Genomic DNA, 18,289 nt, shown 5'->3' with positions numbered 1-18,289 from the left:
CGTGAAAGCGCCAGGTGTGCGCAGGTAGACTGTCGGCATGGCACGTTCCCGCAAACCCGAAGAGCCCGCCGTCGAGCGCGCCGAGGGCGATGACGCCCCCAACGCCGTCTGGTTCAAGCCCGTCATGGTCGGCTTCATGCTGCTCGGCCTGATCTGGATCCTGGTCTACTACATCTCCGGGCAGGGCTTCCCCATCCCCGGGATCGGCGCCTGGAACCTTGCCATCGGCCTGGGCATCGCGCTGATCGGCTTCCTCATGACCACACGCTGGCGCTGACCGGCCTCCGCTTCTCGACACGAAGAAACCCCCTCACCGAGGGGGTTTCTTCGTATATGCGGGCTGTGGAATCACATGTGTGTAATTCTCCCCATGCTGTGCACAACCCTGTGGATAACTCTGTGTGTCAGGCGAAGACGCCGGCAAGGATCAGCGCCGGCGGCACGAACGCGACGATCACGAGCAGGCCGACGACCACGGCCGAGAGCAGAGCGATCTGCAGACCTCGCTGCTTCGGCCGCTTGGTGCGGGTGTAGATGAACGCGACCAGCGCGCCGACCAGTGCACCACCCAGGTGCGCCTGCCAGGAGATCGTGCCGCCCTGCGTGAATCCCCAGGCGAAGTTGATCACCAGGATCACCAGGATGCCGGTGACATTCGCGCCGAGGTGGCGCCCGACGATGAGCAGCGCTGCCATCAGGCCGAAGATCGCACCGGATGCACCGACGGTCGGAGAACCGGGTGCGATGCAGGCCACGGCGACCGAGCCGCCGAGGGTGCTGATCAGGTACAGGGCGAGATAGCGCCAGCGGCCGAGCATCGGCTCGAGCGAGCGTCCGATCATCCACAGCGCCAGCATGTTCAGCGCCAGGTGCACGAATCCGCCGTGCACGAGCGCCGTCGTCAGCAGACCCCACGGCTGGAAGGGCCCCGCGAAGAGGTTCGGGTAGAGATTCGGCGCGAAGAACCACAGCGCGTGCGTGATCGAGGTGCCGATGCCTGGGATCATCGCGATCAGGCTGACCAGGCTGGTCACCGCCATGATCGCGTAGGTGACGATCGGCTTGCCGTCGGCGGCCGACGACATGCCCCACTGCCGGCGCGCGCGGCGCTGGGCGGGGGTCTCGGCCTTGCGCTGTGCCTTCAGGCACTCAGGGCAGATGACGCCGACCGGCCCCTGCGTCTGGCACTCCGGGCAGATGGTGCGGAGGCAGCGCTGACAGAGCACGAAGCTCTGCCGATCCGGATGCCGGTAGCAGAAGTTCTCACGGTTGGCCGTGAACTCGGGCGTGGTCATCCGGATCGGCGGGCGCGATCAGGCCGCGACGATGTCGACCGACTGCAGCACGACCGGCTCGATCGGGCGGTCGCCCGCGGCGGTCGGGACGGCGGCGATGGCGTCGACGACGGCCTTCGAAGCGTCATCGGCGACCTCGCCGAAGATCGTGTGCTTGCCCTGCAGCCACGGCGTCGGGTCGGTGGTGATGAAGAACTGCGAGCCGTTGGTGCCCTCGGCCTGCCCGGTGATGGCGTTGCGACGCAGGCCCGCGTTCGCCATGGCGAGGATGTACGGAGCGTTGAAGTTCAGCTCCATGTTGATCTCGTCGTTGAAGGTGTAGCCGGGACCGCCGACGCCCTGACCGAGCGGGTCGCCGCCCTGGATCATGAAGTTCGGGATGATGCGGTGGAAGATGACGTCCTTGTACAGCGGGCCCTCACCGGGCTTGCCGGTGGCCGGGTCGGTCCAGGAGCCGGTGCCGTCGGCCAGACCGACGAAGTTCTTGACCGTGTTCGGGGCGTGGTCGCCGAACAGGTTGATGACGATGTCACCGTGGTTGGTGTGCAGGGTTGCGACGTGCGAAGCGTGAGGCATGCCCTCCATTCTCGCAGAGGATGCTTTGAATGCGGCCGGTTCTGTGCCGTCAGCGGAATGCATCTGGCAGGATGGGGGCAACGAACTCCGATCGACGGGAGAGCAACGTGAACCTCAGCCGCAAGCGCAAGAAGGAACTGCGCAAGCTTCAGGACGACGCGAACAAGCTGTGGGAGTCGCAGCAGGTGATCGTTGGCCAGGCTGCCGATGTGGCCCGTGAGGCCGGTCGACAGCTCGGCAACTTCAACCGCGAGCAGGTCGTGCCGGTCGTGCAGGACACCTACAACCGCAAGGTCGCTCCTGTGGTCGATCAGGGTGTGCGCTACGGCCGCCACGTCGTCGACGACAAGGTCGTCCCCATCGTCGGCGGTGTCGTGGGCACTGCGCTCTCGGCATGGGATGTCGCCAACGCCAAGCGTCAGGGCGTCGCGCGTCAGGCCGTCGTCGTCCCGGAGAAGAGCGGGCTCGGCCTGGGCCGTGTCATCGCCATCGTCCTCGGCGTCGCCGCCGCGGTCGGCGTGATCGCCGCCGCCTGGCAGGCGCTGCGCGCCGACGACGAGCTCTGGGTCGCGGACGACCCGCTGTCGCCGCCGAACACGTGACATCTTCTTCGGCCCCTGAGCCGGCCGAAGGGCACTCCCGAGTGCGTGACGCCGCGGCCGCCCGTGGACTCGAGATCGAGATCCGTGAGCGTCCCGCGGCGAACAGCCTGCCCGAAGCGGCGGCGATCCTCGGCATCCCGGCATCCGGCATCGTGAAGACGCTGGTCGTGAAGCGGTCGGATGACACCTACCTGTTCGCCCTCGTGCCCGGCGGCCGGTCGATCTCGTGGCCGAAGCTGCGCGCCGTCGTGGGCGTGAACAAGCTGCGACTGCCGGAGGCCGAACTGGCGCTGGCGGCCACCGGTTACGAGCGCGGCACGATCACTCCGGTCGGCAGCACCACGGACTGGCCGGTGTTCGCCGACGAGAGCATCGTCGGGCAGCGCGTGGCGATGGGTGCCGGCGCGCACGGCTACAGCCTGTTCGTCGACGCCGACGCCCTCATCGCCGCCTACGGCGCGACCGTCGCCGACATCTCCGAGCCGGAGCAGCCCCGGGGCTGAGACATCCGCGGGATTCGCGTGAGATCTCGCCGACACCCGCGTGGCGCGGATCAACGCGCGAAGAGAAGCTTCCACCGCCGAGACCCGCACGAGATCGCGCCGAGACCCCGCACCCGGCATGAGACCCACGTCCCGAACATGGGTCTCACGCAGAACTCGGGAGGTCGCGCGGATCTCGAATGCGGGATGCCGGTCGCCGGATGCCGGCCGGCGTCGGCGGATGCCGCGCCGCACGCCGGAAGTCGGATGCCGCATGGCGCGCATCAACGCGCGAAGAGAAGCTTCCACCGCCGAGACCCGCACGAGATCGCGCCGAGACCCCGTACCCGGCGTGAGACCCACGTCTCGAACATGGGTCTCACGCAGAACTCGGGAGGTCGCGCGGATCTCGGATGCGGGATGCCGGTCGCCGGTCGGCGGATGCCGCATGGCACGCCGGAAGTCGACACCCGCGGGGCGCGCATCAACGCGCGAAGAGAAGCTTCCACCGGCGAGACCCGCACGAGATCGCGTCGAGACCTCGCACCCGGCGTGAGACCCACGTCCCGAACATGGGTCTCACGCTCGGGAGGTCGCGCGGATCTCGCGCGCCGCGCGCGGTGACTCAGCGCGTGAAGAGCAGCTTCCCGCCGCCGATGACGCGCTCGCGGGGGAGCGTGCGGACCAGCGCGTCCATTGGGTTCTCCGCGTCGATGAGCACGACGTCGGCGCGCGATCCCGCCGCGAGGTCGTTCTGCGCGACACCGGCGAACGGTGCGGCCGCCGAGGTGGCCAACTGCACGACGCGCAACAGGTCCTCGTCGCGGACGACGCCGGAACCGCGCGCGTACTGCCAGGCGATGCCCATCAGGTCGCCGGTGCCGTAGGGGCTCCACAGGTCGCGGATGCCGTCGGTGCCGAAGCCGAATCGCACGCCGGCGTCGTCGAACTCGTGCAGGTTGAACTGCGTCATCCGCACCGGCGCGACCGTGGTCATCGTGATGTCGAGCTCGGCCATCTGCGCGAGCAGCTCTGCGCGCCGCTGCGGAGTCTGGTCGACGATCGCGAAGCCGTGCGCGATGTTGACCTTGCCCTGCAGCCCCAGCTTGCGGGTGCGGTCGATGATGAGGTCGAACTGGAACGCACCCAGCGAGCCGCCGTCGTGCAGGTGGATGTCGACGCCGGTGCCGTACTCGGCTGCGAGGCCGAGGATGGCGTCGATCTGGCCGACCGGGTCGCGGTCGATGCCGGCCGGGTCGAGGCCCCCGATGTGCTCGACGCCAGCCTTCGCGGCATCCTCCAGCAGGGCGAGCACGCCGGGACGGCGCAGCACGCCGTCCTGCGGGAAGGCGATGATCTCGCAGGCGAGCGCGCCGTCATAGGCGGCGACGGCCTCACGCACGGCCTCGATGCCGCGCAGTCCGAGTCCGAGGTCCACGTCGACGTGGGTACGGATCTCGGTCGTGCCGGTCTTGACCGATTCGGCGAGCACAGCGCCGGTGATCTCGACGCTGGGGATGCCGAGCTCGTCGCGGCGAGCCCGCTCGTGACGGATGCGACCGTCGGTGCCGCCCTCGCCGCCGTATGACTGCCAGGGGTGACCCCACCACGACTTGTCGACGTGCGCGTGCGTGTTCACCAGGCCGGGGATGGCGAGCAGGCCCCGCCCGTCGACCTCGGTGTCGGCGATCGGAGCATCCGTCGCGGGGACGACCCGCGTGATCTCGGAGCCATCGATGAGGATGTCGCTTGCCTCCCCTCCCCAGGGGCGGACGTTGCGGACTGCGGTGACTGCGGGGAAGGAGGTGCTCATCGCTCCATCCTCGCGGATGATCAGCGGATGCCGGCCATCCGCAGAGCGATGTCGACGAGCTTCACCCGGTGCAGGCTCTCGACGCGCGCCGGCGTGAACCATCCGGCCCGATCCGTGGATCCGTTCTCCTCGAAGCGCAGCTTTCCGCCGGTGACCTCGGCGCGGTACACGATCCTCAGCGTGTGCAGCGGCTCCTCCGAGTGAGTGATCCGACGCGTCGCGGGGATCACGCGGGAATGGATGCCGAGCAGCTCGCGCACCGCGATCGAGTACCCGGTCTCCTCGCGGACCTCGCGGCGCACCGCGTCTTCGGGATCCTCGCCGTCCTCGAGCCCGCCGCCTGGCATGGTCCAGGCGATACGCCGTCCCTCGGTCCAGCGGGCGAGCAGGATCCGATCGCTGTCGTCGGTGACGACGGCGTAAGCGGCCACACGCAGATCCATGAATTCACAGTAGCCGTCAGGAATCGAGAAGCGACCCCCTGTGACCCGGCCGTACCGTGAGAGCACACCCCAGGAGAGGACGCATCATGGACACCACGACCGAGACCACGGTGAACTTCACCGACGCCGAGCGCGCCGCCATGAAGGAGCGCACGAAGGAGGCGCGCACGGCGCGCAGTCGCGCGAAGAAGGCGCCCGAGGAGGTCTACGCGGAGGGCCTCGCCGAGGTGCAGGAGAAGATCGCCGGGCTCCCCGACGAGGACCGGATGCTGGGTGAGCAGCTGCACGCCCTCGTCACCGAGAACGCCCCGCACCTGGCACCGCGCACTTACTACGGCATGCCCGCGTGGGCGAATGCCGCCGGCAAGGTCGTGTGCTTCTTCAAGCCGAAGTCGAAGTTCAAGGTGCGCTACGCGACCTTCGAGTTCGAAGCTCCCGCCTCGCTCGACGAGGGCAACGTGTGGGCGACCGCGTTCGCGGTCACCCGCCTCGAGGACGCCGATCGGGAGTTCCTCGCGGCACTCGTCCGCCGCGCGGCATCCTGAACCGCGCCGGCGCCCGCACTCCAACCGGTTCCGGTCCCTCGGAACGAGGACACCGCCGGCAGACCGTAGGCAGACCGGCTGCACTCAGGCCGGCGTCACGCCGATCCGGTCGAGGGCGTCGGCGAGGCGGGCGACCGTCCCGTCGACGTCACCGAGCTTGTCGAGGCCGAACAGGCCGATGCGGAACGTCGAGAAGTCCTCGGGCTCGCCGCAGTGCAGCGGCACGCCGGCGGCGACCTGCAGCCCGGCCTCGCGCAGGCGCGCCCCGGTGCGCAGACCTGGGTCGTCGGCGTGCACGACGACGACGCTGGGCGCCGCCCAGTCGGATGCCGCGACAGAGGGCAGCCCGCGAGCGGCGAGCACCTCGCGCACCTTGGCGCCGAGTTCGGCCTGCGCGTCGCGGACGGTCGCGAAGCCCCGGTCCCGGGTCTCGATCATCTGGGTCAGGTTGTGCGCGATCGAATCGGTCGGCATGGTCGCGTGGTACGCGGCACAGCCGTCGACGTAGGCGTCCGCCATCGCCAGCCAGGTCCGAAGGTCGAGGGCGAAGCTGCTGGACTCACGGGCCTCGACGACCTCACGTGCGGCGGCGCTGAGCATGACGAAGCCCGTGCCCGGCGTGCCGCTCCACCCCTTCTGAGGGGCGCTGATCAGCACGTCGACGCCGAGATCCTGCATGTCGACCCACATCGCGCCGGAGGCGACGCAGTCCAGCACGAACAGTCCGCCAACCTCGTGCACGGCCGCGGCGAGTGTTCGCACGTAGTCGTCGGTGAGCATGATGCCGGCGGCCGTCTCGACATGGGGCGCGAAGACCACCTCGGGCTCACGGGCGCGGATGACTTCGACGACCTCGTCGACGGGCGCAGGGCTCCAGGCGGCCTGGTGCGCGTCGGAGTCGGGTCTGGCCAGGCAGACAGTGACGTCGGAGGCGAACTCACCCGCATCCAGGATCTGCGACCAGCGGTACGAGAACAGGCCGTTGCGCACGACCAGGGCGCGGCGGCCGGCGGCCAGGTGCCGGGCGACCGACTCCATCGCGTAGCTGCCGCCGCCGTTCACGATCGCGACGCTGTGCGCGTTGTACGCCTCACGCAGGATGCCGAGGGTCTGCTGCATGACGCCGATGAAGCGCTGCGACATGTGGTTCAGGGAGCGATCGGTGAAGACCACCGAGTACTCCAGCAGACCGTCCGGGTCGATGTCAGCGTGGGGAAGGCTCATGCTCCCCAGCTTGCCACGGCGGTCCGCGCGGCGTCAGACCTCGCGGACGCTGAGCAGCTGGTAGCCCTCGGGAATCTTCGCCTGCAGCGCCTCGAGGTCATCGGCCTCGATCTCCTGCAGGCCGTCACGGCGCTCGATGCGGGCCTCCGCGGTGAGGACGGTGTCCTTCTTCGCCATCGCGACGGGCGCCTGCACGAGCAGCCACCCCGGAGGGGTCTCTGCGGCGATCAGATCGTTGATCTCCTCGAACTCGTGCCCCTGCACGGTGACGTTCTTGAATTCGACAGGACGGACGACACCGATGAGCACGCTTCGATCCTAGGCGCTGGGAACGACCCTTGCGCCTTCGGCACGATCGAGAAATACTTAGCCGTATGGCAAAGTATGACGGACTCGATGAGGTCTTCGTCGCTCTCGCCGACCCCACCCGTCGCGCGGTCATCCGCCGGCTCGGCGGGGGCCCGGCGAGTGTGAGCGAGCTCGCCGCGCCGTTCCCGATAACGCTGCCGTCGTTCATGAAGCACGTGCGGATGCTGGAATCCAGCGGACTGATCCGCACCGCGAAGACCGGACGGGTGCGCCACTGCACCCTCGACCGGGAGCGGCTGGCGCTCGTGGACGACTGGCTCGCGGAGCAGCGCGACCTGTGGGCCCGGCGCACCGACCGCCTGGAACGATTCGTCACAGACCTGGAGGAGACCCCATGAGCACCTTCGACCCCGCGCTCGACCTGTCGCTGGAGCGCACCATCCGCGCTCCGCGCGAGACGATCTGGAGCGCCTGGACCGACCCTGCGCAGCTCGCGCAGTGGTGGGTGCCCGCGCCCACCGTCGCGCGTGTCGAGCGCCTGGATGTGCGACCAGGCGGGGCGTTCGTCACGAGCATGAGCGATGACGGCACGGCGTTCGTGCCGCACACCGACGGCATCTTCCTCGTGGTCGAGCCGGGGGAGCGCCTGGTCTTCACGAACGCGATCGACAGTGCCTGGCGGCCCGCGACCCCGCAGCCGGTCGCGATGACCGCCGAGATCACGCTGTCGCCGGATGCCGCCGGCACCGCCTATCGGGTGGTCGTCCGACACCGCGATCCTGCGACACGCGACCGCCACGAGGAGCTCGGGTTCTTCGAAGGATGGGGCACCGTGACCGCCGCCCTCGCGGCTCTCGCTGAAGCATCCGTCTGAGTCGCGGCAGCCTCGCAGACTGCTGATCCCGTCGCAGTCCGGCGCGGTGTTCGGCCCCGGGTCTACCATGCGTAGCGGAGCAGCTCATGGATCCGCACGCCGAGCAGGATGCCGCAGGCCGCGGCGGTGATCGCCACGGCCCTGGCCTGCGCTGGCCCGCGCTGTGCTGGGGCACGATCCTGCTGCTGATCGGTGTCGTGCAGATCGTGCGCGCGCAGTGGTTCGACACCGCGGTGTTCCTGACCGCGGCGGTGGCCGTCGCCGCGAGCACCGTGCTGCCGCGCCGCGTGCCCGCTGCCGTGCCGCTGCGACCGCTCGCCGCGGCGGCAATCGGGCTCGGGGCATTCCTCTGTCTGATGCCGCGGCACAGCGCAGGAATGGCGGCGGTCGTCCTGCTGACCGGTGCCGGCTCGCTCGTGGTCGCGTGGCGGGGAGGAGCCTCCGCCGGTCCGCGTCAGTGGACGCCCGGCCTGCGCCGCCTGGGCGCCGTGTGGGCGGTGGCGCTGATCGCCGGGTGCGTGTGGGAGCTGGTGCAGTTCATCCTCGGAGAGACTGCACCCGACCGCCCGACGTACGCGCTCAGCGACCTCATCGACCCGCTGCTCGACGGCACCGCAGGGCGCTCGGCGTTCATCGTGGCCTGGCTGGCGTGCGGGGTCTTCCTGCTTCGCCGGGGAAGGCGCCGCTGATGGCGTTCAGCATCGCGTTCTTCGCACTCTGCGCCATCGCGCTCTGGCTCGCATCCCGGGGCATCCGCATGCGGCATCCCGAGGCGACCGTGAGCGAGCTCTTCGACCGCCTGCTCGACGATCGATCGGTCCGGCTCGCGGTGATCGTGATCTGGTGGTGGCTCGGCTGGCACTTCCTCGCCGGCGCGACCCTGTGAAGTTCGTCAGGCCGAGGCGACGACCTCGGCGGTCTGGGCGCGGTCGAAGGACTCGCGGGCGTACGCGATCTGGTCCTGGTGCTCCTCGGTCCAGTCCACGAGCGTCTGCACGGTGCGGTGCAGAGTGCTGCCCATGGTGGTGAGGCGGTACTCCACGCGCGGAGGCACCTCGGCGTAGATGGTGCGGTGCACCAGGCCGTCGCGCTCGAGATTGCGCAGCGTGACCGTCAGCATCCGCTTGCTGACGCCGTGGATCTCGCGGCCGAGTTCGCCGAAACGCATCGACCGGGTGTCGAGCAGCGCGATCACCAGCAGCGACCACTTGTCGGCGATGCGGTCCAGGATCTGGCGCACCTCGCAGTCCTCGCGCACATCCCACTGGAACGGGTCGCCGACCTCGACGCAGTCCCGTGCGGCGGGGGTGGGTACTTCGAGGGAACTCGGGAACGTTGAAGTGCCTTCTTGTGCCATGCCCCAATGGTGACTGAACATGATCGAGGTTACAAGAGGTAACCATGAATCGTTCATGATCGAGGAGACGAACGTGACTGATCTGAAGAACCCGCCACCGCCGGCGGTGGTCGCCGCGAAGGGCGCATGGGGTGTGCTGGCGGTCGTGACCGGCGCACTGTTCCTGGAGGGCATCGACGTCGCCATGCTGAACGTCGCGGTGCCCAGCATCGCCGGCGACATCGGCCTGCCGACCGGCTCCGCGCACTGGATCATCAGCGCCTACGTGCTCGCCTACGGCGGGTTCATGATCCTCGGCGGCCGCGTCGCCGACCTGCTCGGCCGCCGGCGGGTGTTCCTCACGGCGCTCGCGGTGTTCACCGTCTTCTCGGCGTTCGGCGGCTTCGCGCAGGAGTCCTGGATGCTGATCGCGGTGCGCCTGGTGACCGGCGCCGCGGCCGGATTCATGACCCCGGCCGGCTTCAGTCTGCTGACGACGAGCTTCCCGGAGGGGGAGCGGCGGGGCAGGGCGCTGGCGATCTACGGTGCGATCGGTGCCGCCGGCTTCTACCTGGGCGTCGTCGCGGGCGGGGTGATCACATCGTTCGGCTGGCGCTGGGTGTTCTTCGTGCCCGCCGCGATCGCACTCGTCTTCCTCGCGCTCGGCGCGCGCGGCATCCCTCGATCCGATGCCGGTGCGCGGCCGCCCCGCGGCGGCTTCGACGTCGGCGGTGCGGTGACGCTGACGGCCGCGATGATGTCGTTCATCTACGGCGTGGTCACCGTGGGCGAGCATCCTTCGGATCTGCTCGGCTACGGGGCGCTCGCGCTGTCCGCTCTGCTGTTCGTGGCTTTCCTGGTGCTCGAACGGCGGGCCGCCGACCCGCTCGTGCCCGCCGGTGTGCTCACCCAGGGCCGGCTGCCGTGGATGAGCGTCGTCGGCATGCTGTTCATCGGCGGCTTCTTCGCCTGGCAGTTCCTGCTGACGCTGTTCCTGCAGCAGCACCTGGGCTGGGGACCGCTGGAGACCGGACTCACCTTCACGGCGATGGGCCTGGAACTGCTGATCGCGCCGACGCTCACTCCGAAGATCGCTGCGCGCTTCGGCAATCTGGCCACTCTCATCGCCGGCCTGGTGTCGATCTCGGCGGCGTTCCTGCTCACACTGCGCCTGGACGGCTCGGCCGGGTTCTTCGACCTGTTCCCGTCACTGATCCTGGTCGGCGTCGCGTTCGCCCTCATCTACGGCCCGCTCACCGCCGCTGCCGTCGAGGGCGTCGACGAGGAGCAGCACGGCGTCGCCGGAGGCATCGTGTACACCGGGTTCCAGTTCGGCGCCGCGCTCGGGGTGTCGATCGTCACGATCGTGCTTCTCGCCGGCGGGGCGGAGCCGAGCGGAGCCGACTACACGCGTGCGCTGTGGGTGCCCTTCGCCTCAGTCGTCGCCGGGCTGGCGGTGGCGGTGCTTGCGCGGTTCAGTTCCCGCGGGGCTGAAGCTCGCTGATCGCGGCCCAGTCGTCCTGGCCAAGGCCGTCACGGATGGCCTGCTCGAAGACCGTGCGAAGCAGCTCGCCGACCGGCAGCGGGACCTCGTGCTCCGCTGCCGTGTCGAGCGCGAGGCCGAGGTCCTTCTGACCGAGCTCCGTCGTGAACCCGGCGGGCTGGTAGCGGCGGTCCGCGATGAGCATGCCGTAAGAGGAATAGACCGGCCCGGGGAACAGCGTCGAGGTGAGCAGCTCCACCAGCTGGTGCGGGTCGACGCCGCTGGCCTCAGCAAGGCTCACCGCTTCGCCGAGGGACTGGATCGCCGAAGCGATCAGGTAGTTGCCGAGGATCTTCACCAGGTTCGCCTGCTCCGGGGCATCCCCGAGCCGCCAGGTTCGCGTGCCGATCACGTCGAAGAACGGCTGCACGCGGTCGATCAGATCCGCGGGTCCCGCGGCCAGGACATTGAGGTTGCCGGCTTCGGCGACCGGCACACGCCCGAAGACCGGGGCGGCGACATAGCCTATGCCGCTCGCGGCATGCACTTCGGTAGCGCGGCGGGCGAGTGCGGTGCTGACCGTCGCGAGGTTCACGTGCACGGTGTCCGCCGGCGCCTCGGCGAGCACTCCGGAGTCCAGGAACGTCGCCGCGACCGCGGCATCGTTCGACAGCAGCGAGAACACGGTGCCCGACTGCAGCGCCTCGGCGACGCTCCCCGCTGCGCGGGCCCCTTCTGCGACCAGCTCGGCGACCGGCCCGGCCGAGCGGTTCCACACGGTGACCTCGTGTCCGGCGGCGAGAAGGTTGCGGGCGATCGGTCGCCCCATGGCTCCGAGTCCGACGATGGCGATGCTGCTCATACCGGCCACCCTACTGGCGCCGATGCAGGTCGCCACCCCGACCGTCACATGGGCAGCATCTGGCGTCCCGCGCCGTGCGCGACGTACCGTGGGGGCTGTGACCACTCCCTTCCCCGCATCCGTGTACGCCGATCGCCTGGGCCGTGCCCGTGCGCTGACCGCTGAGGCGGGCCTCGCCGCGATCGTCGTCGGGCCTGGGCCCGACCTGACCTACCTCGTCGGCGTGGAAGGCGACACGATCGAACGCCTCACGGCGCTGGTGATCCCCGCCGACGGCGAACCGACCGTGGTGGTGCCGCGCATGGAGCTCGCCAAGGTGCGCGACACCGCCGTCGGCGAGCTCGGCCTGGCGATCGCGGACTGGGTGGACGGTGAGGATCCCTACCCTCTCGTCACCGCGGCGATGGGCGACTCGGTCGCCCGCTTCGGCGTCGCCGATGCGCTGCCGGCCCTGCATGTCGTCCCGCTGACGGATCGTCTGAACGTCCGTCCTGAGTTGGCGACTCCCGTGCTTCGCGAGAGCCGCATGATCAAGGATGCCGCCGAGGTGGCCGAGCTCCGCCGTGCCGGTGACGCGATCGACGCCGTCCACCGTCGTGTTCCCGCCCTGCTGCGAGCCGGTCGCACCGAGCGCGAGGTCGCCGCGGACATCGCCGCCGCGATCATCGAGGAGGGGCATCGCACCGTCGAGTTCGTCATCGTGGGGTCCGGCCCGAACGGCGCGGATCCGCACCACGAGGTCTCGGATCGCGTCATCCAGGATGGGGAGATCGTCGTCGTGGACATCGGCGGCGCCGTGCCTGCCGGGTACAACTCCGACAGCACACGGACGTACGTCGTGGGCACCCCGGATGCCGAGGCGGCGCGACGGATCGCCGTGCTGGTCCGAGCCCAGCAGGCGGCCGTCGATGCGGTGCGCCCCGGTGTCACCGCCGAGCAGGTGGATGCCGCTGCCCGCGACGTGCTCGCTGCGGAAGCCCTGGCTGACGCTTTCCTTCATCGGACCGGGCACGGCATCGGGGTGACGACCCACGAGGAGCCGTACATCGCACCGGGGAACGCGCTGCCGCTGCGAGAGGGCATGGCGTTCAGCATCGAGCCGGGGATCTACTTCCCCGGCGAGTGGGGCGCCCGCATCGAGGACATCGTGGTGGTCACCGCCGATGGCTGCGTGAACCTCAATAACACCCCGCACGACCTCACGCGGGCCGGCGTCTGACGGGGCTCTACGGGATCAGCCGATCGACGAGCTCGAACGTGTCATAGCGCTGGTCGTAGTCGCCGAAGTGCCCTTCATCCCGGACGATCTGCGTGCCGCCGAGACGATCGAACATCAGCCGACCCTGACTCGCATCGCACCCGTACGGATCGGTCACCGAGTTGATGAAGTACAGGTCTCCGGCGTTCGCGCGGATCCGGTCCCAGTCGTAGGACTCCTGCAGCACGGGCTCGTCGGTTCAGACCGACCGGACGATGTCGCTGCCGATGACGTCGCCCTGCGGGCCCATGACAGTGATCGTGACTGTCGTGCTCGTCTGCCCAGTGGTGTTGATGCCGAAACCGGTCGACGCGATGCCAGTGAGGGTGATGGCCAGTTGCGGGGACGGGCCCTGCGTGGGCGCGATCTCCGCGACGGTCGCTCCGGAGAGTGCCCAGGCGTCGTAGACGGCGAAGGCATCGCCTCCTCCGGAGGTGCGGTCGATGAGCACGGTCGCCGTCGTCCCCGGCTGAAACTCCACCGTCCCATTCGGATCGGGGATCGCGCCGAAGGACCAGGGGATGCCTGCCGCGCCGACCAGCGGATCGGAGAACACCCGCACAGCAGGATCACCGCTGGCCGCCCGGGCCGGCGACGCCACCGCAGCGGCGATGATCGGTACGGACCATGCCGCTGCCTTCACGAGCGTGCGACGATCGGGGCCGGTGTTCTTGTCGGTCTGGTCGGACATCTTGTTCCGTTCCTCGTCGTGTCGATGCGCGTCCCCAGATGGCGCCGTGTCACGGCGCGTCCACAGCGCGCCGTGCTCGAGTCTCCCATGAGCGCCCCGGTTGCCGGTGGAATCACGGCGAACTCACCCAGGTGAGTGCCGCGTGAGAGCAGAAGAACCCCCGGCCGGTGGCCGGGGGTTCTGACTGTGGAGCCTAGGAGATTCGAACTCCTGACATCCTGCTTGCAAAGCAGGCGCTCTACCAACTGAGCTAAGGCCCCGAGCGGGAGGATTCCCGCGGGTTATCCGCGAGCGGAGTGTGGGGCTACCAGGACTTGAACCTGGGACCTCTTCATTATCAGTGAAGCGCTCTAACCGCCTGAGCTATAGCCCCGTCAACCTCAAAGACTTTACCGGACTACGCCGGAAAATCCGAATCGAGGCCGACCCTCCCGATCAGCGGCCCGTCCGCAGGTTCGCCGTGCCCGCGGAAACCGACACCTCGACCTGGTTCGACGAGGACGAGGACTCCCGCAGGTCACTGTTCAGCGTGCCGGCGGAGACGTCCTTCCGCACGTTGTACTCGTCGTCGGGAACGGTCAGCGTCAGCTGCCCGGCAGACACATCCGCAGTCACGTTCCGCGGCACCGTGGAGAGGTCCGCGGTCAGCCTTCCAGCCTGCACGGTGAACTCCGCGTCCTGCACATCGGCGAGTGCGATGTCCGCCCGCCCGGCGTTCACCTCGGCGTCAAGGCTGCGCGCCGAACCGTCCAGGTTCAGGGCACCCGCGTTCACCGTGGCATCCAACGAGCCGAACTCGCCGTCCACTCGCAGCGCACCGGCGTCCACGTCGAACTCGGCGTCCAGCCCGCTCAGCGACTCCGGCAGCAGCAGCGTGACGGTCTCGCCGTCGTTCAACCAGTCCGGCAGGAACCAGTTCCAGCCGCGATCGGGGCTGCGCAGCTTCAGCTCATCGCCGTCGCGGTACAGCCGCCAGCCGTCCAGGTCGCCGTTGTCGCTCTCCAGGCGGGCCTGCGTGCCCTCGTAGAACTCGACCCGTACGTCGGCGGCATCGACCGTGACGTTCAGGTCTGTCACGCCCGTGACGCCTGCCGTCGTGGATGTCGGCCCCGTCATCAGCACGTTCGCTCCCGTGAATGCGGCGGATGCTGCGGTGCCGGCGATCGCGACACCGCCGACCACCGCGGTCACGATGGTGATCGCGCCGATCCCTGCCTTCGTCGTCGTGTTCATCGGATGCCTCCCTGCTGGGGCGGGGTGCCGTTCTGGCCGGCTCCGCCTGGTGTGCCTTGGTTCTCGATGTGGGCGAGAGCCGCGAGCACCCGGCGGTTGCCGGACTCGTCGGGCTCGAACCCGAGCTTCTGGAAGATGGAGGTGATGTGCTTCTCGACACTCGCCTCGCTGAGGAACAGTGCGGCGGCGATCGCCTGGTTCGACTTGCCCTCGGCGATCAGTGCGAGCACCGTTCGCTCGCGGTCGGTGAGCCGCAGCATCCGCTCGTCGCGGTTGCGCCGCGTGAGCAGCTGCGCGACCACCTCGGGATCGAGCACGGTGGCGCCGTCGAAGATCCGCTGCACGGTCTCGACGAACTCGGCGACATCCGCGACCCGATCCTTCAGCAGGTAGCCCAGTGGCCCGCCCCCTGCTGGTCCGCCTTGGGCGGCGATCAGATCCGACGCGTAACGCTCCTCGACGTACTGCGAGAGCACGAGCAGCGGCAGCTGCGGGTGCGTGGCCCGCAGGCCCAGCGCTGCGCGGATGCCCTCGTCGGTGAACGTCGGCGGCAGCCGCACGTCGAGGATGCAGAGCTGGGGATCCTTCTCGGCGACGGCGTCCGTGAGGTCGTGGGTGTCTGGCAGGGCCGCGACCACCTCATGGCCGGCGTCTTCGAGCAGCCGCACAAGGCCCTCGCGCAGCAGGACGGAGTCCTCGACGATCAGGACGCGCATGGCACCGTCACCTCCAGGCTGGTGGGACCGCCCGCGGGGCTGTCCAGTCGGATCGTGCCGCCGGCGGCGAGCACACGGTTCGAGATGCCGTCCAGGCCACCGCCGGGCTGCACCTGCGCGCCGCCCATGCCGTTGTCCTCGACTCGCGCCCAGAGCAGGCCGCCCTCCCGGCTGCGCACCACCACCCGGCATTCGCTGGCGCGGGAGTGCTTGGCCGCGTTGGTCAGCGACTCCGCGATGGCGAAGTAGACGGCGGCCTCAGCATCCCGGCATCCACTGTTCGCTCCGGTGGAGCCGGGCTCGAGACGCACGTCGAGTTGCACGGGGATGTGCGAGCGGCTCGCCAGCGCCGACAGCGCCGCGTCGAGGCCGCGGTCGTCGAGAACGGAGGCGTGGATGCCGCGCGCCAGCTGGCGCAGCTCGGTGATGGCGGCCTTGGTCGAGGTGTGCGCCTCAGCGATGAGCGCCTTCGCAGCTGCCGGATCGGAGTCGATCTTCTGCTGGGCGAGGCCCAGCGTCATGCCGACCGAGACCAGGCGGGGCTGGACGCCGTCGTGCAGATCGCGCTCGATGCGGGTGCGCTCGACGTCAGCGGCGCGCACGGCGCCCTCGCGCTGCGCGCCGACGGTGCGCACCTGCTCGGTGAGCTCCGCCTCGCGGCTGGGGACGATGAGCGCACGGGTCAGCACGCGGTGCAGCAGCGCCAGTCCGACGATCGCCGCGGCGCACACGACCGCGCCGAGGATGCCCGCGAGCGGAGCCCAGGATGCCAGGAACCTGCCGCCCCACGGCCCTTGGACGGTCTCGGAACCGGTCAGCGGAGCGAAGGCCGTGATCGCCCAGAGGATGCCGCTCCACAGCAGCCGCAGCACGATCGCACCGGCGATGCAGGCGAGGGTGAAGTTCACGAGCGCGCGCCACATGCGGCCGTCGATCGACTGCCGGCCGATGGCGCGCAGCCATCCGCCGAAGCCCGGACGGGTCTGCGGGCGCAGCCGCAGGCGCTCCACCCCGAGGTCGTACAGGCCGTCGGCGCGGGCCACCTCGAACCAGCCGACGCCGAACAGGGCGTACACGAGGCCGACGAGGATGACGAGGCCGATCCCGAAGACGAGGGCGGTCGCGAGTCCTGCGGCGAGCAGGCTGCTGAGCGCGGTGAGCACTCCGGCGCCGATGACGCCGAGGCCCGCGAGCTGCAGGACGGTCAGCAGGATGCGCAGCGGCGGTGTGGGACGCTCGGGTGCGGATGCCGCGGGGACGGTGCCCGCGACGGTCGGCGCCGCGGGCGCCGGCGCACCCGTTGCCGGCGCACCGGGTGCCCTCACTCCGGATGCCGGAGGTGCCGGGGTTCCCGGCGTCACGCCCGCCGGCGGCGGCGTGAGGGGTGTCGGATTCGTGGTCATGGCCTCCACGCTACGCAGGCGCGTGTTTCCGCGATACGGAGGAACCCCCACACCTCGTTTCGGGTTTTCCCTACTGTGCCCCTGCCGCTACGCGCGACGTTCGTGGTTCACTGGGCGTCATGGCCGATCAGCAGGGGGTGCATGCGGACGAGCCGCATGCCGGCGGTGTCAATCAGCGACTGAACTGGCTCCGCGCCGGTGTGCTCGGCGCGAACGACGGCATCGTCTCGGTCGCGTCGCTGGTGGTGGGCGTCGCCGGCGCCACCACCGACAACGGCGCGCTGCTCGCCGCCGGTCTCGCAGGGCTCGTCGGTGGCGCGATCTCGATGGCGCTCGGTGAGTACGTGTCGGTGAGCAGCCAGCGCGACAGCGAGCGTGCGCTGATCGCGAAGGAGACGCACGAGTTGCGCACCATGCCCGACGAAGAGCTCGATGAGCTCACCGAGCTGTATCGCCAGCGTGGGCTGAGCGCCGAGACGGCACGGCAGGTCGCGGTCGAGCTCACCGAGCACGATGCCCTCGCCGCACACCTCGAGGTCGAGCTCGGGATCGACCAGGACGATCTGGTGAACCCCTGGCACGCCGCGATCTCGTCGGCGGTCGCGTTCACCCTGGGCGCGCTGCTGCCGCTGCTCGCGATCCTGCTGCCACCGCCCGCCCTTCGCGTTCCGATCACTTTCGTCGCCGTGATGCTCGCCCTTGCCGCGACCGGTTACATCTCCGCCAAGCTCGGCGACGCACCTCCCGGCCGCGCGATGGTCCGCCTGCTCGTCGGAGGCGCCCTCGCCCTCATCGCCACCTGGCTGATCGGCACCCTCCTCGGCACCACCGGCATCGCCTAGAGCTGCGCCCTTCGTCTCGCTCGTTCCTCGCTCGCTCAGGACCCGGGGTGGGAGGGGACGCCCTTCGTCTCGCTCCGCTCGCTCAGGACCCGGGGGAAGGGCACGCCCTTCGTCTCGCTCCGCTCGCTCAGGACCCACCCGGTGAGGAGGAGAAGCTCGGAAGGGCCGGAAACCTCACCCCGCACCCACCCCACCCCAATACCTCACCCCGGTGAGAATGCTCCTCCCCAGAAACACGAGCGGGCGAGGAGGTTCCCGGAGCGAGCATAGGGAGGGGCCGCTGGCTGGAGCGGGCTTGCCCG

General features: G+C 69.6%; 24 protein-coding genes and 2 tRNA genes. 11 read left to right on the top strand and 15 right to left on the bottom strand.

Going from position 1 to position 18,289, the window contains the following annotated elements; all coding sequences use genetic code 11:
• Positions 1-37 precede the first annotated feature (37 nt).
• A complete protein-coding gene (locus ACFVDO_RS13440; protein WP_378858665.1) occupies positions 38-277 on the top strand; it encodes a cell division protein CrgA in 240 nt (79 codons plus the stop codon).
• Between the two features lie 127 nt (positions 278-404).
• Here ACFVDO_RS13440 and ACFVDO_RS13435 read toward each other — a convergent pair whose 3' ends face one another.
• Both ACFVDO_RS13435 and ACFVDO_RS13430 read right to left on the bottom strand, forming a co-directional pair.
• A complete protein-coding gene (locus ACFVDO_RS13435) occupies positions 405-1,295 on the bottom strand; it encodes a rhomboid family intramembrane serine protease (protein WP_378858664.1) in 891 nt (296 codons plus the stop codon).
• Between the two features lie 18 nt (positions 1,296-1,313).
• Positions 1,314-1,871, bottom strand: coding sequence for a peptidylprolyl isomerase (locus ACFVDO_RS13430; protein WP_378858663.1), 558 nt, complete (start codon positions 1,869-1,871; stop codon positions 1,314-1,316).
• A 107-nt stretch (positions 1,872-1,978) separates the two neighbouring features.
• Between ACFVDO_RS13430 and ACFVDO_RS13425 the strand changes: the two genes are divergently transcribed.
• The gene (locus ACFVDO_RS13425; protein WP_378858662.1) at positions 1,979-2,473 is read left to right on the top strand and encodes a DNA helicase; all 495 of its coding nucleotides are present in this window, start codon (positions 1,979-1,981) and stop codon (positions 2,471-2,473) included.
• A 41-nt stretch (positions 2,474-2,514) separates the two neighbouring features.
• Complete coding sequence (locus ACFVDO_RS13420; protein ID WP_378858661.1) at positions 2,515-2,976, top strand: aminoacyl-tRNA deacylase; 462 nt, start codon at positions 2,515-2,517, stop codon at positions 2,974-2,976.
• A 604-nt stretch (positions 2,977-3,580) separates the two neighbouring features.
• On the opposite strand, the gene ACFVDO_RS13415 is transcribed toward ACFVDO_RS13420, so the two are convergent.
• Both ACFVDO_RS13415 and ACFVDO_RS13410 read right to left on the bottom strand, forming a co-directional pair.
• Positions 3,581-4,768, bottom strand: a complete 1,188-nt coding sequence (locus ACFVDO_RS13415) for an amidohydrolase family protein (RefSeq protein ID WP_378858660.1) — start codon at positions 4,766-4,768, stop codon at positions 3,581-3,583.
• A 20-nt stretch (positions 4,769-4,788) separates the two neighbouring features.
• Entirely contained in the window at positions 4,789-5,211 is a 423-nt protein-coding gene (locus ACFVDO_RS13410) for an NUDIX hydrolase (protein ID WP_378858659.1), read from the bottom strand.
• 86 nt (positions 5,212-5,297) lie between these two features.
• On the opposite strand from ACFVDO_RS13410, the gene ACFVDO_RS13405 reads away from it, so the two are divergent.
• Positions 5,298-5,756: a hypothetical protein gene (locus tag ACFVDO_RS13405; protein ID WP_378858658.1), complete on the top strand. Its 459-nt coding sequence runs from the start codon at positions 5,298-5,300 to the stop codon at positions 5,754-5,756.
• Between the two features lie 84 nt (positions 5,757-5,840).
• On the opposite strand, the gene ACFVDO_RS13400 is transcribed toward ACFVDO_RS13405, so the two are convergent.
• Positions 5,841-6,980, bottom strand: a complete 1,140-nt coding sequence (locus tag ACFVDO_RS13400; protein WP_378858657.1) for an aminotransferase class V-fold PLP-dependent enzyme — start codon at positions 6,978-6,980, stop codon at positions 5,841-5,843.
• A gap of 33 nt (positions 6,981-7,013) precedes the next feature.
• Positions 7,014-7,289 (bottom strand): hypothetical protein, encoded by a 276-nt coding sequence (locus ACFVDO_RS13395; protein ID WP_378858656.1) that lies wholly within the window; start codon positions 7,287-7,289, stop codon positions 7,014-7,016.
• Between the two features lie 65 nt (positions 7,290-7,354).
• Between ACFVDO_RS13395 and ACFVDO_RS13390 the strand changes: the two genes are divergently transcribed.
• The 4 genes from ACFVDO_RS13390 to ACFVDO_RS13375 all read left to right on the top strand — a co-directional run bounded on the left by ACFVDO_RS13390 (position 7,355) and on the right by ACFVDO_RS13375 (position 9,049).
• Complete coding sequence (locus ACFVDO_RS13390; RefSeq protein WP_378858655.1) at positions 7,355-7,687, top strand: ArsR/SmtB family transcription factor; 333 nt, start codon at positions 7,355-7,357, stop codon at positions 7,685-7,687.
• On the top strand, positions 7,684-8,163 hold the full coding sequence (locus ACFVDO_RS13385) for an SRPBCC domain-containing protein (protein ID WP_378858654.1): 480 nt from the start codon (positions 7,684-7,686) through the stop codon (positions 8,161-8,163). Before ACFVDO_RS13390 ends, ACFVDO_RS13385 begins: the two co-directional genes overlap by 4 nt.
• 86 nt (positions 8,164-8,249) lie before the next feature.
• A complete protein-coding gene (locus ACFVDO_RS13380; RefSeq protein ID WP_378858653.1) occupies positions 8,250-8,852 on the top strand; it encodes a hypothetical protein in 603 nt (200 codons plus the stop codon).
• Complete coding sequence (locus ACFVDO_RS13375; protein ID WP_378858652.1) at positions 8,852-9,049, top strand: DUF6186 family protein; 198 nt, start codon at positions 8,852-8,854, stop codon at positions 9,047-9,049. Before ACFVDO_RS13380 ends, ACFVDO_RS13375 begins: the two co-directional genes overlap by 1 nt.
• A gap of 6 nt (positions 9,050-9,055) precedes the next feature.
• Here the strand turns inward: ACFVDO_RS13375 and ACFVDO_RS13370 are convergent, their stop codons facing one another.
• Positions 9,056-9,520, bottom strand: a complete 465-nt coding sequence (locus tag ACFVDO_RS13370; protein ID WP_378858651.1) for a winged helix-turn-helix transcriptional regulator — start codon at positions 9,518-9,520, stop codon at positions 9,056-9,058.
• A 73-nt stretch (positions 9,521-9,593) separates the two neighbouring features.
• On the opposite strand from ACFVDO_RS13370, the gene ACFVDO_RS13365 reads away from it, so the two are divergent.
• Positions 9,594-11,003 (top strand): MFS transporter, encoded by a 1,410-nt coding sequence (locus tag ACFVDO_RS13365; RefSeq protein WP_378858650.1) that lies wholly within the window; start codon positions 9,594-9,596, stop codon positions 11,001-11,003.
• Here the strand turns inward: ACFVDO_RS13365 and ACFVDO_RS13360 are convergent.
• Positions 10,975-11,844, bottom strand: coding sequence for an NAD(P)-dependent oxidoreductase (locus ACFVDO_RS13360; protein WP_378858649.1), 870 nt, complete (start codon positions 11,842-11,844; stop codon positions 10,975-10,977). The two genes, ACFVDO_RS13365 and ACFVDO_RS13360, sit on opposite strands and share 29 nt — an antisense overlap.
• Before the next feature lie 97 nt (positions 11,845-11,941).
• Here ACFVDO_RS13360 and ACFVDO_RS13355 point away from each other — a divergent pair, with 97 nt between their 5' ends.
• Positions 11,942-13,063 (top strand): M24 family metallopeptidase, encoded by a 1,122-nt coding sequence (locus ACFVDO_RS13355; RefSeq protein WP_378858648.1) that lies wholly within the window; start codon positions 11,942-11,944, stop codon positions 13,061-13,063.
• 7 nt (positions 13,064-13,070) lie between these two features.
• Here ACFVDO_RS13355 and ACFVDO_RS13350 read toward each other — a convergent pair whose 3' ends face one another.
• The 7 genes from ACFVDO_RS13350 to ACFVDO_RS13320 all read right to left on the bottom strand — a co-directional run bounded on the left by ACFVDO_RS13350 (position 13,071) and on the right by ACFVDO_RS13320 (position 17,145).
• On the bottom strand, positions 13,071-13,289 hold the full coding sequence (locus ACFVDO_RS13350; RefSeq protein ID WP_378858647.1) for a hypothetical protein: 219 nt from the start codon (positions 13,287-13,289) through the stop codon (positions 13,071-13,073).
• A gap of 12 nt (positions 13,290-13,301) precedes the next feature.
• On the bottom strand, positions 13,302-13,793 hold the full coding sequence (locus ACFVDO_RS13345) for a hypothetical protein (protein WP_378858646.1): 492 nt from the start codon (positions 13,791-13,793) through the stop codon (positions 13,302-13,304).
• A 187-nt stretch (positions 13,794-13,980) separates the two neighbouring features.
• Positions 13,981-14,053 (bottom strand) — tRNA-Ala (locus tag ACFVDO_RS13340).
• Between the two features lie 39 nt (positions 14,054-14,092).
• A tRNA-Ile gene (locus ACFVDO_RS13335) sits at positions 14,093-14,166 on the bottom strand.
• A 62-nt stretch (positions 14,167-14,228) separates the two neighbouring features.
• Positions 14,229-15,026, bottom strand: coding sequence for a hypothetical protein (locus ACFVDO_RS13330; RefSeq protein WP_378858645.1), 798 nt, complete (start codon positions 15,024-15,026; stop codon positions 14,229-14,231).
• The gene (locus tag ACFVDO_RS13325; protein ID WP_378858644.1) at positions 15,023-15,742 is read right to left on the bottom strand and encodes a LuxR C-terminal-related transcriptional regulator; all 720 of its coding nucleotides are present in this window, start codon (positions 15,740-15,742) and stop codon (positions 15,023-15,025) included. The genes ACFVDO_RS13330 and ACFVDO_RS13325 overlap by 4 nt, the downstream gene beginning before the upstream one ends.
• Positions 15,730-17,145 carry a histidine kinase gene (locus ACFVDO_RS13320; RefSeq protein WP_378858643.1) on the bottom strand — a complete coding sequence of 472 codons (1,416 nt, stop codon included), beginning with the start codon at positions 17,143-17,145 and terminating at the stop codon, positions 15,730-15,732. Before ACFVDO_RS13320 ends, ACFVDO_RS13325 begins: the two co-directional genes overlap by 13 nt.
• A gap of 119 nt (positions 17,146-17,264) precedes the next feature.
• Between ACFVDO_RS13320 and ACFVDO_RS13315 the strand changes: the two genes are divergently transcribed.
• A complete protein-coding gene (locus tag ACFVDO_RS13315; RefSeq protein ID WP_378858642.1) occupies positions 17,265-17,987 on the top strand; it encodes a VIT family protein in 723 nt (240 codons plus the stop codon).
• Positions 17,988-18,289 lie beyond the last annotated feature (302 nt).

This window comes from Microbacterium sp. NPDC057741 (genome assembly GCF_042798735.1).
Classification (GTDB): domain Bacteria; phylum Actinomycetota; class Actinomycetes; order Actinomycetales; family Microbacteriaceae; genus Microbacterium.
The sequence above is the reverse complement of the archived record's forward strand: the minus strand, read 5'-3'. Positions and strand labels throughout refer to the sequence as shown.